The following is a 14,348-nucleotide window of genomic DNA, read 5'->3' as shown; positions in this document are numbered from 1 at the left end:
GGACATTATGCTTCATCATGGAGGGCGGCTTGCAGCGATTGCCGCTCAATACCAATCAAACCCGAGTGAGTGGCTGGATGTCAGCACTGGCATCAGCCCGTTTAATTACCCTGTAGGCACGATTCCTGAGCATGCATGGCATCGTTTACCAGAAGAGGAAGATGGCCTGTTAGAAGCCGCGCAGCGTTACTACGGCTTTGATAGCTTGCTGCCTGTGGCAGGATCTCAAGCTGCAATTCAGGCTTTGCCAGAGATCATCGAAGCCAAACTTGGCCGTAAAGGAAAAGTGTTGTTGCCGAGTGTCGGTTATCAAGAGCATCGTTATGCATGGCAAAAGCAAGATTGGCAGATCGAGGAATATATTGGTGTTCCCGCTCAGCAGCAGTTGGCTAATTGTGATGCGCTATTGGTGATCAATCCAAATAACCCTTCAACGTTGTTACTTTCAGAGCAGCAGCTCAATACCATTGAACAAACGTTGCCAAGCCATGCAGTGATGATCATCGATGAAGCTTTTATGGATGAGCAGCCGCAAGCATCGCGTTTAAGTTATCCGCTTTCTGACCACAGCATAGTGCTGCGCTCAATAGGTAAATTTTTTGGGTTGGCGGGGGCGAGGGTTGGCTTTGTCGCTGCTGCGCCATGTTGGCTTGAACCACTGCAAGTTAAACTAGGCCCATGGACCATCTGCGGCGCGAGCCGCTGGGTGGTAACTCAAGCGCTGAACGACACTAAATGGCAGCAATCTGCCAAACAACAAATTGCTCAAGCGAGTTTAAAGCAGTCTCAGGCGATACAAGCGTTATTTACTGAGTGTCGAGTGACATCGGCAGGGCTGTTTATTCGCCTAGAAACTAAAAAAGCGGTCGAATTGCATCAAGCACTTTGTCAGCAGAAAATATTGGCTCGCTTGTGTGATGAAGCCGATGCGGTGCGTTTTGGGTTGTGCGCAGACGAACAACAGTTGTCACGGCTTATTAGTGCGTTAAGTTTTGCTAAGTATAAGGTTGAGGGTGATGTAATCAAACGAGGAGAAGGCGATGACTAATCCATCTTGCCCAGCATTAGTGGTGGCTGCGCCAAGTTCCGGTAGTGGCAAAACCACGGTGGTTGCGGCTATTGCGCGTTACTATCGCAATCAAGGTAAACAGGTGCGCGTGTTTAAAACTGGGCCAGATTTCATCGATCCCGCTTTTCTCGCTCATGCCAGTGGCGCACCAGTTTACCAATTGGATTTTTGGATGTGTGGCTTGGAGCATTGTCAGCAATTATTAGCTCAAGCCGCGCAAGAAGCTGACCTTATCCTGATTGAAGGGGTAATGGGCATGTTTGATGGCCAATGTTCCAGTGCGGATATTGCGGCAACGCTTGGTATTCCCGTCATGGCGGTTATAGATGCTGGCGCGATGGCACAGACATTTGGCGCTATCGTATGTGGCTTAGCAAACTATCGATCTGATGTTGATTTAGTGGCATGTTTTGCCAACAGAGTCGGCTCAGAAAGGCATTTTGAGATGCTAGCTGAGAGTGTTGCTGCGCAGACTCCACTACTCAGCTACCTTCCTCGTGATGAGCAATTTTCATTTCCCGATAGGCATCTGGGTTTGGTGCAGGCTCAGGAGCTGGATGATTTAGAGCAGCGCTTGGAAGCGGCGGCGCAAAGTTTGGGTAAACATTGGCAGTTGCCAGCGCGAGAAACCGAGTTTACCTGCCCCGAGGCAACCCCAATGCCGCAACTACTCGCGCAAAAGACCATTGCGGTCGCCAAAGATAAAGCATTCAGTTTTCTTTATCAGGCCAATATAGATTGCTTGCAAAGCTTGGGTGCGAATATTGTTTATTTCTCTCCTATTGAAGGGGAGAGATTACCAAAATGTGATGCGCTCTATTTGGTTGGCGGTTACCCAGAGCTGCACACCAATGCGCTGGTGAACAATGAGTTATTGCAGCAAGATGTAAGTGACGTGGTCACTTCTGGTTTGCCTGTGATCGCCGAATGTGGCGGCATGCTCTATTTACAAAACTCTCTAACCGACAAGCAAGGTAATCAGTCTACTTTGTGCGGTGTATTAAACGCAGACTCGGTAATGCAGCCAAAACTGGCAGCACTTGGGTTGGTGGAATCTGAATTTGAGCCTGACCAGTTTATGCGTGGCCATTCGTTCCATTATTCAAAAACCAACACGAAACTACAGCCCTGGCGATCGACGATGAGTCAGCATGGGCGCACGAGTGACGCTGTCTATCGGGTTAATAATCTTATCGCCAGTTACGTACATTGGTACTTTGCGTACAATCCAATTTTGACCGCGAAGATGTTTTTGGGCGAACTGACGCAATGAGCCAAGTGTGGGTAATGCGCCACGGGCAAACCCAGTGGAACTGTCAGCGCCGAATTCAAGGGCAATTGGATAGCCCGCTAACCGAAGTTGCGATTACGGAACTGGAAAAAATGGTGCTGCCTAATTTAACTGGAGGCACTATTTTATGTTCAGATCTTGGCCGTTCGCTTAAAACCGCGCAGCTTGTAGCCCATCACGCAGGTGGGCAAGTCACTATCTCGCCACTTTTAAGAGAGCGAGGTTTTGGTGTGTTGCAAGGCGAGGTAATCGACCAAAACCCACATTTACATGATCAATGGCAGGCTTATCATAAACGTTATCAGCAACCGAGCCTCAATATCGTCGGCTGCGAATCTGGCTATGCCTTCACGCAAAGGCTGATTGCGGCTCGTACATTAATTGGCAATATCCAAAGGAACAATAAGCCGTTACTTCTGATAGTTCATGGTGAATGGTGGCTAGCGTTTGAAAGCCTATTGCACGGTCGGCCATTTTGGCAAGTTGGTAGTGAGATGGTCGATAACAGCAGATTGTTTTCATTGCCACGTGATGGGTTAGTGTGCGATCAATCGGGTCATCTAGCATTTTCATTTGATAAAAGGCGCGCTTAGTTAAGAAGCTGACAGTAGTGATAAATGCACGCAATATTGCGTGCATTTATTTTATTAATACTGATATTATCAAGGAGTTAACAGCACTAATGTGCCAAGCCACTCAAGGAGCGAGTGCCATGACCAAATACGCAGTTTTTTCAGACATTCACAGTAATGTTTACGCTTTGCAAGCGGTGGTTGAGCATGCCAAGCGACAAGGCGTGACCCGTTTCATCAATCTGGGCGACATTCTTTACGGCCCAATCGCCCCAAAAGCGACATTTGATTACTTACAGCAATTAGACGCCATCACCATCTCTGGCAATCAAGACCGGCAGATCTATCAATCGACAGAGCAAGAAGTACAAACCAACCCTACCATGCAGTTTATATTGCAGGATCTGGGGCTGGAGCCTTTGGATTGGATGAAGTCATTGCCTTTTGATGCCCGAATCGATGGCGATATTTACGCATGCCATGGCACGCCGAAAGATGACTTAATCTATCTGTTGGAAGAGGTGAACTCCGGTAAAGCACAGTTGCGAGAGGATGCTGAGATTATTGGGCTTCTTTCTGGGTGCACGGCGCCCATTATCTTATGTGGCCATACTCATACTCCACGCTGTGTTGAGTTATCGACAGGGCAGCTAGTCATTAATCCGGGCAGTGTTGGTTTGCCTGCGTATACCGACGACGAGCCTTGTGTTCATTCGATGGAAACTTTCAGCAGCAAAGCCAGCTATGCCACTCTTGAAAAGGATAGCCAAGCAAAGTGGCAGGTTAGCTTACATAAAGTCACTTATGATGTGGAATCAGCCATTTACCAAGCCAAGTTGAGAAATCGCTCAGATTGGGTTCATTTTTTAAAGACTGGCCGAGGCCTTGTCGTTGAGGAGCAGTAACAGATGCACAGTAACCAGATATCCATCGCTTTAGCACAAGTTTCTGTTCGTGATAGCGATGTTCAATACAATTTAAAACAGCACCTTTTTGCCATTCAAAAGGCAGCCGAACATGGGGCTGACCTTGTGGTTTTTCCTGAACTTTCATTAACTGGGTATGATTTAGCAAATGCCGCTACAAATGCAGTCGATAAGAGCTCCGATGAAATTCATCGGTTGTCTGAACTCGCGGTGGCAAATCAAATTATCGCAATGGTCGGTTGCCCTAGCAAAAATCCTGTGGGTAAGCCGTACATTTCAATGGCGATATGCTTGCCGACTGGAGAAGTGGAGTGGTATTCCAAGCAATATTTACACACAGGTGAGTCGAGTTATGTAAGTTCTGGCTTGAGCAATGGATTTTTGCGTTTAAATGGCTACAAATTGGCACTTTCTATCTGTGCGGATTTTTCTGAACCAGAACATGCCAAAGATGCGCATGAAGCAGAGGCGGATCTGTATATTTCCAGCGCGCTGATTTCACCCAAGGGTTACGAATCCGATAGCGATATTTTGTCTAGCATGGCTCAGCACTATCAAATGCCCGTATTGCTTGCTAATCACATCAGTCAAACGGGTGGATGGGACACGGCAGGAAACAGTGGCATCTGGGATCATATTGGCGATCAAGTCGCTTGTGCGAATGGTCAGCAAGCGCAACTGTTGATCTGCCAAATTGAAGGGACATCGAAAGTGAGTAAAACGATAGATCTGTAAGAAGAAGGGTGAGCCAATTGGTGTGAAGAGCCTAAGTGATTTGTAAGGCCTTGTAAGCTTGTCTTTATAATTAATAAAACAGTGTTCATAATTTATTGAAGGGAGAGAGTTATGAACATTAAATTATTGAAGCCGTTGATTGTTGCACTGCTTGTGTTGTTACAAGTTGGCTGTGTCGTTTACCCAACTACGCGCAGTTATTACCAACCCATACCATTCGAGAACCAAACGAAAGTGAAGAGCCAAAGTTGTGGTTACCATAAAGCTGCTGAAGATGGCTTGATGAGCGTTTGGCGTCAAAATGAAGTACGAATATATCCAAATAACGATGTTACTTCGCCAGTAAGTTTTACGGTTGTAGTTGATGGGCTAAGTAACCAGCAACAATGGCATGAGTTTGGTTTTGAGCTAAAAGATGCACGAGGCAAACTTTGGCAACCAAGTTCGGTGACGCTAAGCCATATTCGTCAAGAAGAGGGGGCTCTTAGAGCATGGATAAACGTTGAGTTCTCCCTCTCACAGCAGCCAGAAAACGCTACGCTGCAAAATATAGAGTTCATGTTGCAAAAAGATGAGAAACCGATCGAAAGCTATCGTTTTGAGTTCAAGCAGGTGTCGGATATCTATTACAGTTCGATAAATTGCTAAGACGAGAAAGGAGTTTGTCGATGGAAATAGAGCAAATAAGACTGGCTGAGTTAGAGCTTAAACGCGCAATGTTGGAATCGGATGTTCAAGCGCTACAAGGAATATTGGCAGATGATCTCATGTTCGTTAGCCATACTGGCCAGGTAATCAGTAAACAGCAAGACATCGCCGCCCATGAGCTGGGACTGATCGATATTACCAACATTCATACATCACAAGTAACAATTAAGCCGCTAAACCATGGCGCAGTTGTGCATGCTAAGGTGGACATGGAAGGTATGTTTGATGGCAAGCAGTCAAACGGTACGTTTATGTTCACTCGTTTGTGGCAGCAGGTAGAAAACCAATTGAAAGTGATTGCGGCGCATAGCTCTGTTGTAAACTAAATCACCCAAGGGTAGTTATGGTGAATAAAGCCGTAGCATGGATGCTAGGGGCGCTACTGTCATTTTGTTTAATGGCAGTAGCTGCGCGAGAGTTGTCAGCTTCTCTAAATACTTTCCAAGTCTTATTCTTCCGCAGTGCAACAGGCCTTTTAGTTGTGTTGTTGATTTTGTCTTTTACTCGGCGCTGGACAGAGGTAAAAACAGAACGTCGGTTTTTACATATTTCTCGCAACGTGATTCACCTTGCTGGGCAATACGGGTGGTTTCTTGCCATTGCTTTGTTGCCGTTGGCAGAAGTTTTTGCGTTAGAATTTACCGTCCCTTTATGGACTGCACTATTGGCCTTTCTGTTATTGAAAGAGAAGCTAACAGTAAGAAAAATTTCGGCGATTGCTCTAGGCTTTGCTGGGGTAGTCGTTATCGTCCAGCCGGGGTTTGAAAGCCTTAATCACGGTACTATGATCATGTTGGCAGCTGCAGTTGGATACTCTCTTGCCCATGTCGCAACCAAGTCTTTATCCCAAACAGAATCTCCTCTCAGCATTATCTTTTACATGAGCTTAATTCAATTACCTATTGCTGGAGCTTTAGCCGCTTCTGACTGGCTGTGGCCTCAGGATTCCCAATGGGGATGGTTAGGGATTATTGGTGTTACCTCATTAAGTGCTCATTATTGTATCTCTTCAGCGATGAAGCATGCAGATGCGAGCGTTGTTGTCACAATGGATTTTCTAAGGCTTCCCGCAATTGCGGTGGTTGGGACTGTCGCTTATGGGGAAAAAATAGAAGTCGCTCTAATTATCGGTGCACTGCTGATGTTAGCGGGAAATCTTATCAATACGTTTAAGCCAAGAAATGCTAAGTTGAGTGAGTAGTTTATTCACTTAACTGTATGTATATATGAGGTTTTATGATTCTTAATCATGTGTCGCTGGGTGTGAGTCAATTTGAAAATTCAGTAGCGTTTTACGACGCTGTATTGGCTACCTTATCGGTGAATAGAACGCACACTATAGAAGGTGAAGCCGCTTGTTATGGTGACCAGTTCGAATTTTGGATTGGGTGCTCTTGCCAAACTTCTTCTACAGCAGGGAGTGGCGTACATATCGCCTTTAATGCAACGAGTGAACAAGCTGTAGAGGCGTTCTATGCAAAAGCATTGGAAATGGGTGGTCAGTGTGCGGGAGCACCGGGGCTGCGAGAACATTATGCGCCGGGCTATTTTGCCGCTTACGTGTTGGATCTTGATGGCAACAAGATTGAAGCTGTCGTGCAACTTTAGTTTTGGTGTAGATAATAAGCGCTCAGCTATTACTAAGCGCTTGTTGATTTGTTAAGCCTTAACGAGCTTGTGAACTAGATGCTCAAGTGCAAAGTCTATGAATGCGCGCATTCTTGCTGGCATATATTGAGTTTGCGCGTACTGCATAGCAATTGAACCGTGATAGTTACTTTTGATGGTCCAATCGGGTAATACAGCGACTACTTCTTTGTTAGTAAGAGAGTCAGCAATCACGAAGTCGTGAAAGATACCAATACCTAAACCATTTTTAACCCCAGTCAAACGCATTTGCGAGTGGTTGACGGCGTAGCGGCCTGACACGCTCACGGAGTGGTATTCATCGTCTTTAAAAAAGTCCCATATATTGTCTTTTTCTGTCTCTGCCAGATACAAACAGTCATGCAGCATTAATTCTGTTGGGTGCTTTGGCATGCCGAATTTTTCAATATAACTCGGGCTGGCACACAGCCTTAAGTGCGTTTGGCCTATCTCTCGTAAAACCAAGTTTTCATCGGGTTTGTCGGTGAGTTTAAATGCTACGTCAATCCCTTCTCTAAGCAGGTCTATTTGACCATCAGCGACGCGTAATCTCAGCTGTATCTCAGGATATTGATTTAGAAATGGAATTACTAAAGGTTGTAATACCGAATTTAGGAATGCTTCAGGCGCGGCGACCGTTAATGACCCCGATGCTTCGGTATGGTCGCTGGTGGATATTTCAACGGCTTGTTGCGCCGCGTTTACCATTAATACCGCTTGGTCGAACACTTTTTTGCCCGCAGGCGTAATCACAAGTTTGCGCGTTGTACGTTCAAACAATTTTACCGATAGCGATTTTTCTAGTCGGGTAATCAGTTTACTCAGTGCAGAAGGGGTGACATTGAGCTTCTTTGCCGCAGCGGTAAAACTGCCTTCATTAACAACTAGAATGAATGAAGCGAGGTCGGGTAATAGTGTAATTAGCTTAGTATTGATCATATTTTTTAATATAGTGATATATATGAAAATAAAGGATTTTTGAGATTTAGCTCTCTGTTTGCAACGCTTTCGAGCGGTATGGTTACCGCACATAAACAAGAGAGGAGACCAAAAATGCCTTATGCAAATATCTTGTTCGACCTTTGGTCGATACTCGAAAACATTACCTTAGTCACAATCGCTATTTTTATCTTGGCAAGTGTGAACTTGGTCCTTGCTGACCGTAAGTAAATCTTATTTGTGCCTCAGATTCAATAATGTTTTTCCACCTAGTGGGATAATTCAAAACGTCATCCTAGATTACACTTATCTAAATAATGGTTTTGTCTATTGTGAGCGGTAGACAAAGCCCTAGGTGCTGAGCTAACGATTCATGCACGCATAACGATAATAACTAGGAAGGAATTTGAAATGTCTTCTGCATTTTACCAACAGATCCAACAACAAATCGAAGAAGTGAAAAACGAAGGTTTGTACAAATCGGAACGTGTAATCACTTCGCAACAGCAAGCGGCTGTGAAGATTTCTACTGGCCAAGAAGTACTTAACTTTTGTGCCAACAACTATCTTGGTCTAGCTAACCACCCAGATTTAATTGAAGCGGGTAAAGCAGGTATGGATCAACATGGTTTTGGTATGGCATCTGTACGCTTTATTTGTGGTACGCAAGACATTCACAAACAACTTGAAACTAAGCTATCTGAATTCCTAGGTAAAGAAGATACGATTCTTTACACTTCATGCTTTGATGCTAACGCAGGCCTATTTGAAACCATTCTAGGCGCTGAAGATGCGATCATTTCTGATGCTTTAAACCATGCATCTATCATCGATGGTGTTCGTCTATGTAAAGCGAAACGCTTCCGTTACGCGAACAACAACATGGAAGAGCTAGAGCAGCAACTTATTGCTGCGAAAGAAGCGGGTGCTCGCCATACGCTTATCGTTACTGACGGTGTGTTCTCAATGGACGGCGTGGTAGCAAACCTACCAGCTATCTGTGATTTAGCAGACAAATATAGCGCACTAGTGATGGTTGATGACTCTCACGCTGTGGGCTTTATGGGCGCAACTGGCGCGGGTACGCACGAGTTCCACAATGTGGTTGACCGTATCGATATCATCACGGGTACACTTGGTAAAGCCATGGGCGGCGCTTCAGGCGGTTACACATCTGGTAAGAAAGAAGTGATTGACTGGCTACGTCAACGCTCTCGTCCATACCTATTCTCTAACTCAGTAGCACCTGCGATTGTTAATGCTTCTATTCGCGTGCTTGATCTGCTTAAAGAAAGTGGTGAGCTACGTGACCGTCTATGGGAAAACGCGGCGCACTTCCGCATGCGTATGGAAGATGCTGGCTTTACAATGGGCGGCGCGGATCACGCGATCATTCCAATTATGCTTGGTGATGCAAAAGTGGCGGCAGAGTTTGCTGAACGCGCACTTGAGAAAGGTATTTATGTAGTGGGTTTCTCTTTCCCAGTTGTGCCAAAAGGCCAAGCGCGTATCCGTACTCAGATGTCTGCAGCCCATTCACGCGAACAACTAGATTACGCTATTGATGCCTTTATCCAAGTGGGTAAAGAGATGGGCATTATCTAAATTCCCTACCGCTGCGCTGAAAAGCGGAGCTTTTTGAACCTCTTCAATAATTACTCGACTTCGGCTAAACGAAGCGAAATGTGGTAACAATTATGAAAATCAAAGCACTTTCTAAGCTAAAGCCTGAAGAAGGCATCTGGATGACTGAAGTCGATAAGCCTGAACTTGGTCACAATGACCTGCTTATCCGCATCAAGAAAACCGCAATCTGTGGTACAGACGTTCACATCTATAACTGGGATGAATGGTCACAGAAAACAATTCCAGTACCTATGGTAGTAGGCCATGAATATGTAGGAGAAGTGGTTGGTATTGGCCAAGAAGTTCGTGGCTTTGAAATTGGCGATCGAGTATCGGGTGAAGGCCATATCACTTGTGGTCACTGCCGTAACTGTCGTGGCGGCCGCACTCATCTATGCCGTAACACTATTGGTGTAGGCGTAAACCGCACTGGTTGTTTCTCTGAATACTTGGTTATCCCTGCGTTCAACGCGTTTAAGATTCCGGAAGGTATTTCAGATGATCTTGCATCCATCTTTGACCCGTTTGGTAACGCGGTACACACTGCGCTTTCTTTCGACCTTGTTGGTGAAGATGTGCTTATCACAGGTGCTGGCCCAATCGGTATCATGGCAGCAGCAGTCGCGAAACACGTTGGTGCACGCCACGTAGTGATCACTGACGTAAACGAATACCGACTAGATTTAGCACGCAAGATGGGCGTGACTCGCGCTGTAAACGTTGCAGAGCAAAAGCTTGAAGATGTAATGGCTGAGCTAGGTATGACAGAGGGCTTTGACGTTGGTCTAGAGATGTCTGGTAACCCATCAGCGTTTAACTCTATGCTGCAAACCATGAACCACGGTGGCCGTATTGCTCTGCTAGGTATTCCACCATCAGACATGAACATCGACTGGAACCAAGTGATCTTCAAAGGCATGGTGATTAAAGGCATCTACGGCCGTGAAATGTTCGAAACTTGGTATAAAATGGCATCTTTGATCCAATCAGGCTTAGATCTAACGCCGATCATCACTCATAACTTCAAAGTTGATGACTTCCAAAAAGGCTTCGACATCATGCGTAGCGGAGCTTCCGGCAAAGTTATCCTTGATTGGGAGTAGGGTGAATCAATTAAGGTCCCCATCTTAGCCGTCTAAATAGTTTAATCTGTAAAAAGTGTCTCATAGATTTATGGGACACTTTTTATTTAACATGATGAAAATGGATTTTATCTTAAGTGTGTAGATTTAACTTAAAATGCCATTTCGCTATTATATCGTCTCTAAGTCTTTTCATGTTCGGTCTGACTAACTATCTTGGTTAAAAAACGAGCTCGTATACTTGATGTTATTATAGTTTACTGATTACATATTGAATAAGTATGAGTTTGTGAGGCTATTATGAAGTCAAGACAATGTCCCAAATGTCAGAAAAATGTTGCGTTGAGTTGGTTTTTCTTCAGTGCGCATTGGACTAAGTATCGGTGTATTAATTGCGGAACATTGATGAAATGGAGTCGAAGGAGGGTTTATATAGGTGCGCTATCTGGTGGTTTATCAGGCCTATTCGTTTTTTCCATGGAATCTCAAATTCCATCTACATCCTTCAGAGCTACTATTGTTTTAGTTGCCGCTGTAGTCTTGGCTGTTTCTGTGAATAAACAGATAGAGTACATTGATGAAGCGGAGTGATAACAGGCGTTTAAGACAGCTTTGAAGTGCCATGCCGCTATTTGTTTTAACTGATGAGAGTTATATGACATGGAGGTTTTATGTTCCCATTAGAGGTATTTGTTACTTATACATTGGCTTGTTTATTGTTAGTTATTTCGCCTGGACCAGATAATTTGCTCGCCATCGGGCGCGGTTTGAGTCAAGGTCGGCTAGCAGCCGTAATGTCAGGGATGTCTTCTGGAGCGGGTATCTTGTTTCATGTCGTCGCAGCTACCTTCGGGCTAACTCTTCTAATTCAAACCTCTGAAGTGGCATTTTACGTTGTAAAACTCGTTGGTGCTGCTTACTTGATATGGTTGGGTGTGAAAGTACTTCGTTCTAGAAATCTGTTCTCATTGGAACCAGCGAAAAAACAGTCTCTGAAAGTTATCTTCTCAACTGGTTTTTTATCAGCCGCACTTAACCCGAAGCCAGGTATGTTTGTTCTTGCTTTTGTGCCTCAATTTGTAAACCCAAGCTTAGGGTCAGTGACAACTCAAATGATCGGTTATGGAGTGTGGTTTGCGGTATTAACGGCAGTTGGCTTTAGTTTAATGGGTGTTTTCTCGTCTCAACTGTCTGAGTGGTTTAGAAACAAACCTAGACTGGTGTCGGGGTTAAATATTGGTGCAGGAATCACATTCGTTTCTTCTGGGTTAGCCGTGGCGTTTATGAAGCATCGATAATTTAAGTGTTAACAATATATTCAAATGTGGTCTAGCGGTGCCCACTACTTAATGCGACGTTATGAGAATAAGGAAAATTCGGAATATGGAAATCAAAATAGATGATTTGTCGGGCGGTGAGGTGATTAAGCTTCTCGAAGAGCACTTAGCAGATATGCATGCCACTTCTCCTTCAGAAAGTGTTCATGCTCTAGACGTTGACGCATTGAAATCATCGGACATTACATTTTTCAGTGGCTGGGTCGGTGAAGAGCTACAAGGTTGTCTTGCGGTGAAACAACTAACTCCAGCTCATATTGAATTGAAATCAATGAGAACGTCTACCTCTTCTCGTAAATCAGGCGTTGCTACAAACCTTCTAACTCACGTTTTGAATTCAGCTATCGATAATGGTTTTAAGCAAGTTAGCCTAGAAACGGGCACTCAAGAATTCTTCCAACCAGCCCGAAGCCTTTATGAGAAATTTGGGTTCACATATTGTGAGCCGTTTGCTGATTATGAAGTTGATCCACATAGTTACTTTATGACAAGGGAGCTTGTTAGAAAAATTCGTATAATAAACGTTTAAGATGGATTCGCAACGCTTGGCATTTTTGGGGTTGATTGAGCTTTAGTATTTACAGCAGAATACTTTACGTTCGGTGTCCGATATCAGCTATGTAGATGCTAATTAAAGAGAGCTTTCATAGCGGTTTGACGCTATGGTTACTGAGCTACGGCTGCCAATTAAATGAAAGCATGCTTCCTGACAGCCGTCCCATGTTTCTCGCTCTTGTCAGTCTAAGAGAGTTTCCTGCTCATCGCATTTTCGCCAAGTGATATTTGATCTGATCAAGCGACACGTCAATATTAAACTAACCTTCACCATCAGCGAGCCGCACTTAGTTGTTGCTTATATTGAATCGACATATACACCTTTGCTAATTTCCACTGTATTGAACGCTTGAACAGAGGGATATGGGATATGGGATATCGGGCATAAGCAATAGCGCTCTGAGACGCTTACAAGTCTCCAAACGCTTCTAAAAACTCTTCATCTGTCATTTCTTTTGGTGGTTTTTTCTCACCAAAGGCTCTTATTGGTCTACCAATTCGTGGATTGCCAATAAAGGCGTCACGGCCGATATAAGTGATGTTTTTACTCATTAGTACCTGAGTGATGGCATTGTTGGCAAAGGCTTCCCTACCAATTTCGGTTAATGAGTCTGGTAGATTTAACTCTTTAATAGCGTTGTTGGCAAAGGCGTAGTCGTCAATGACCGACACTGACTTACCTAGAGTAAGCTGCTCAATAGCGTTATCACGAAATGCACCTTCGACAATTTCAGTCACTGAATCTGAGATATCCACTTGGGTGAGGGCGTTCTCTGCGAAGGCATCGTAACCAATGCGCACAACAGCGCTTGGGATGGCGATTTTCTTTAAGTCATTACGCTGAAAGGCACCTTCTCCAATATGTGTAATAGTGTCAGGAAGGACAACGCTTACAAGCTGATTTTCTGGTGCGGTATCTTCATCAATGTCTTCCACTTCTGAAAAGGCGTAATCTGAGATCTCAGTAACGGTAATGCCAGCAAAATTGTCTGGGATAATAATGTGCTGATGGTTGCCCGTGTAGGCATCAATGCTGCCATGCGTTTTATCAAAAGATACATCATTTAATGTGAGTATATGCGACTGACTCATGGTCAATTCCCCTTTGTTTGTATTAGGCGCTGTGACTTCTGTTATTTGTTGAGCTGAGCTTTCTGAAAGCCCGAGGAACATGGCGACTGCAACTACAATTAATTGCTGAGATAAGTGGGTGTTAGTGATCATTCCTCTATCCAATATAAGGGCGCACAATCGTAGAATTAGCCAACAAGTGTCATACCCATAAGCAATATAGTCAATAGCTTTTAGGCGATAAAATCACAGTGCAATTTCTCTCGGGTAAACCTCCGTTGCTGCATGAGAATTTTGGGCTAGTGTGGTGTGAGATTCAGGTTCATACAATTTAGCTGTAACTCGACATTTTATCCTACTGTTCTGGTGCGACATCGGTGTTTCAGGAAGGAGTGAACTTACATTTACAATGTAATCAGGTTCATCACTATGGCATTGCCGGTAACCCAGGTGATCATGAGCAGCGAGTGGGGCGATTGGATAGACTGTTCAGTAAGGTGAACCGCCAATATCAAAATGGTCAGCAAGCGGAACTGACAATCAGCTTCCCATATTTGGAGCATTCATTTGATGAGGATCAGCTCGCTTCATTCTTGGAACGCAAGGTTAAAGCGGAAAGTAAATTGGATAAATGTTTGCTAGATAGTGACGACTCACAAGTCAGCACTGGAAAAGCGTCCAATTGGAAGCAATACCTGAAACAGCCCGAAGTTGAAAAATCAAACCAAGTTCAAGATCCGTATCCGGCTAAGTTCTCTATCTAGTGAGCCGTAATCACGCACTATGTATG

At 44.5% G+C, this 14,348-nt stretch carries 16 protein-coding genes; 14 read left to right on the top strand and 2 right to left on the bottom strand.

Features of this window, described 5'->3' with window-relative positions; all coding sequences use genetic code 11:
- Positions 1-7 precede the first annotated feature (7 nt).
- The 9 genes from MU515_RS10115 (at position 8) to MU515_RS10075 (ending at position 6,909) form a co-directional block, all read left to right on the top strand.
- Positions 8-1,048: a threonine-phosphate decarboxylase gene (locus MU515_RS10115; protein ID WP_260260302.1), complete on the top strand. Its 1,041-nt coding sequence runs from the start codon at positions 8-10 to the stop codon at positions 1,046-1,048.
- On the top strand, positions 1,041-2,342 hold the full coding sequence (locus MU515_RS10110) for a cobyrinic acid a,c-diamide synthase CobB (protein ID WP_260260301.1): 1,302 nt from the start codon (positions 1,041-1,043) through the stop codon (positions 2,340-2,342). Before MU515_RS10115 ends, MU515_RS10110 begins: the two co-directional genes overlap by 8 nt.
- On the top strand, positions 2,339-2,953 hold the full coding sequence (locus MU515_RS10105; RefSeq protein WP_260260300.1) for a histidine phosphatase family protein: 615 nt from the start codon (positions 2,339-2,341) through the stop codon (positions 2,951-2,953). Before MU515_RS10110 ends, MU515_RS10105 begins: the two co-directional genes overlap by 4 nt.
- A 119-nt stretch (positions 2,954-3,072) precedes the next feature.
- Positions 3,073-3,837, top strand: coding sequence for a metallophosphoesterase family protein (locus MU515_RS10100; protein WP_260260299.1), 765 nt, complete (start codon positions 3,073-3,075; stop codon positions 3,835-3,837).
- 3 nt (positions 3,838-3,840) lie between these two features.
- Positions 3,841-4,593, top strand: a complete 753-nt coding sequence (locus MU515_RS10095) for a carbon-nitrogen hydrolase family protein (RefSeq protein WP_260260298.1) — start codon at positions 3,841-3,843, stop codon at positions 4,591-4,593.
- Between the two features lie 111 nt (positions 4,594-4,704).
- Entirely contained in the window at positions 4,705-5,241 is a 537-nt protein-coding gene (locus MU515_RS10090) for a hypothetical protein (protein WP_260260297.1), read from the top strand.
- Positions 5,242-5,261: 20 nt separating this feature from the next.
- Positions 5,262-5,627, top strand: a complete 366-nt coding sequence (locus MU515_RS10085; RefSeq protein WP_260260296.1) for a nuclear transport factor 2 family protein — start codon at positions 5,262-5,264, stop codon at positions 5,625-5,627.
- Between the two features lie 20 nt (positions 5,628-5,647).
- The gene (locus MU515_RS10080; protein WP_279257158.1) at positions 5,648-6,502 is read left to right on the top strand and encodes a DMT family transporter; all 855 of its coding nucleotides are present in this window, start codon (positions 5,648-5,650) and stop codon (positions 6,500-6,502) included.
- Between the two features lie 35 nt (positions 6,503-6,537).
- The gene (locus tag MU515_RS10075) at positions 6,538-6,909 is read left to right on the top strand and encodes a VOC family protein (RefSeq protein WP_260260294.1); all 372 of its coding nucleotides are present in this window, start codon (positions 6,538-6,540) and stop codon (positions 6,907-6,909) included.
- 51 nt (positions 6,910-6,960) lie between these two features.
- Here MU515_RS10075 and MU515_RS10070 read toward each other — a convergent pair whose 3' ends face one another.
- On the bottom strand, positions 6,961-7,887 hold the full coding sequence (locus MU515_RS10070; protein WP_260260293.1) for a LysR family transcriptional regulator: 927 nt from the start codon (positions 7,885-7,887) through the stop codon (positions 6,961-6,963).
- A 411-nt stretch (positions 7,888-8,298) separates the two neighbouring features.
- On the opposite strand from MU515_RS10070, the gene MU515_RS10065 reads away from it, so the two are divergent.
- The 4 genes from MU515_RS10065 (at position 8,299) to MU515_RS10050 (ending at position 12,461) form a co-directional block, all read left to right on the top strand.
- Complete coding sequence (locus MU515_RS10065; protein ID WP_260260292.1) at positions 8,299-9,492, top strand: glycine C-acetyltransferase; 1,194 nt, start codon at positions 8,299-8,301, stop codon at positions 9,490-9,492.
- A gap of 92 nt (positions 9,493-9,584) precedes the next feature.
- Positions 9,585-10,616, top strand: coding sequence for an L-threonine 3-dehydrogenase (gene tdh / locus MU515_RS10060; protein ID WP_260260291.1), 1,032 nt, complete (start codon positions 9,585-9,587; stop codon positions 10,614-10,616).
- A 650-nt stretch (positions 10,617-11,266) separates the two neighbouring features.
- The gene (locus MU515_RS10055) at positions 11,267-11,893 is read left to right on the top strand and encodes a LysE family translocator (protein WP_260260290.1); all 627 of its coding nucleotides are present in this window, start codon (positions 11,267-11,269) and stop codon (positions 11,891-11,893) included.
- Between the two features lie 85 nt (positions 11,894-11,978).
- Positions 11,979-12,461 carry a GNAT family N-acetyltransferase gene (locus MU515_RS10050; protein ID WP_260260289.1) on the top strand — a complete coding sequence of 161 codons (483 nt, stop codon included), beginning with the start codon at positions 11,979-11,981 and terminating at the stop codon, positions 12,459-12,461.
- Between the two features lie 434 nt (positions 12,462-12,895).
- On the opposite strand, the gene MU515_RS10045 is transcribed toward MU515_RS10050, so the two are convergent.
- Positions 12,896-13,711: a leucine-rich repeat domain-containing protein gene (locus MU515_RS10045; protein WP_260260288.1), complete on the bottom strand. Its 816-nt coding sequence runs from the start codon at positions 13,709-13,711 to the stop codon at positions 12,896-12,898.
- Between the two features lie 239 nt (positions 13,712-13,950).
- On the opposite strand from MU515_RS10045, the gene MU515_RS10040 reads away from it, so the two are divergent.
- Positions 13,951-14,322: a P-loop NTPase family protein gene (locus tag MU515_RS10040; RefSeq protein ID WP_260260287.1), complete on the top strand. Its 372-nt coding sequence runs from the start codon at positions 13,951-13,953 to the stop codon at positions 14,320-14,322.
- The last annotated feature ends 26 nt before the right edge of the window (positions 14,323-14,348 follow it).

This window comes from Vibrio intestinalis (assembly GCF_025195085.2).
Taxonomy (GTDB): Bacteria; Pseudomonadota; Gammaproteobacteria; order Enterobacterales; family Vibrionaceae; genus Vibrio; species Vibrio intestinalis.
The sequence above is the reverse complement of the archived record's forward strand: the minus strand, read 5'-3'. Positions and strand labels throughout refer to the sequence as shown.

What these genes read in the sequence shown, in the direction of transcription:
- MU515_RS10095 (WP_260260298.1), top strand. Translation starts at nt 3,841, where the DNA reads ATGCACAGTAACCAGATATCCATCGCTTTAGCACAAGTTTCTGTTCGT.
- tdh (WP_260260291.1), top strand. Translation starts at nt 9,585, where the DNA reads ATGAAAATCAAAGCACTTTCTAAGCTAAAGCCTGAAGAAGGCATCTGG.
- MU515_RS10075 (WP_260260294.1), top strand. Translation starts at nt 6,538, where the DNA reads ATGATTCTTAATCATGTGTCGCTGGGTGTGAGTCAATTTGAAAATTCA.
- MU515_RS10090 (WP_260260297.1), top strand. Translation starts at nt 4,705, where the DNA reads ATGAACATTAAATTATTGAAGCCGTTGATTGTTGCACTGCTTGTGTTG.
- MU515_RS10105 (WP_260260300.1), top strand. Translation starts at nt 2,339, where the DNA reads ATGAGCCAAGTGTGGGTAATGCGCCACGGGCAAACCCAGTGGAACTGT.
- MU515_RS10115 (WP_260260302.1), top strand. Translation starts at nt 8, where the DNA reads ATGCTTCATCATGGAGGGCGGCTTGCAGCGATTGCCGCTCAATACCAA.
- MU515_RS10085 (WP_260260296.1), top strand. Translation starts at nt 5,262, where the DNA reads ATGGAAATAGAGCAAATAAGACTGGCTGAGTTAGAGCTTAAACGCGCA.
- MU515_RS10050 (WP_260260289.1), top strand. Translation starts at nt 11,979, where the DNA reads ATGGAAATCAAAATAGATGATTTGTCGGGCGGTGAGGTGATTAAGCTT.
- MU515_RS10070 (WP_260260293.1), bottom strand. Translation starts at nt 7,887, where the DNA reads ATGATCAATACTAAGCTAATTACACTATTACCCGACCTCGCTTCATTC.
- MU515_RS10055 (WP_260260290.1), top strand. Translation starts at nt 11,267, where the DNA reads ATGTTCCCATTAGAGGTATTTGTTACTTATACATTGGCTTGTTTATTG.
- MU515_RS10110 (WP_260260301.1), top strand. Translation starts at nt 1,041, where the DNA reads ATGACTAATCCATCTTGCCCAGCATTAGTGGTGGCTGCGCCAAGTTCC.
- MU515_RS10100 (WP_260260299.1), top strand. Translation starts at nt 3,073, where the DNA reads ATGACCAAATACGCAGTTTTTTCAGACATTCACAGTAATGTTTACGCT.
- MU515_RS10045 (WP_260260288.1), bottom strand. Translation starts at nt 13,711, where the DNA reads ATGATCACTAACACCCACTTATCTCAGCAATTAATTGTAGTTGCAGTC.
- MU515_RS10065 (WP_260260292.1), top strand. Translation starts at nt 8,299, where the DNA reads ATGTCTTCTGCATTTTACCAACAGATCCAACAACAAATCGAAGAAGTG.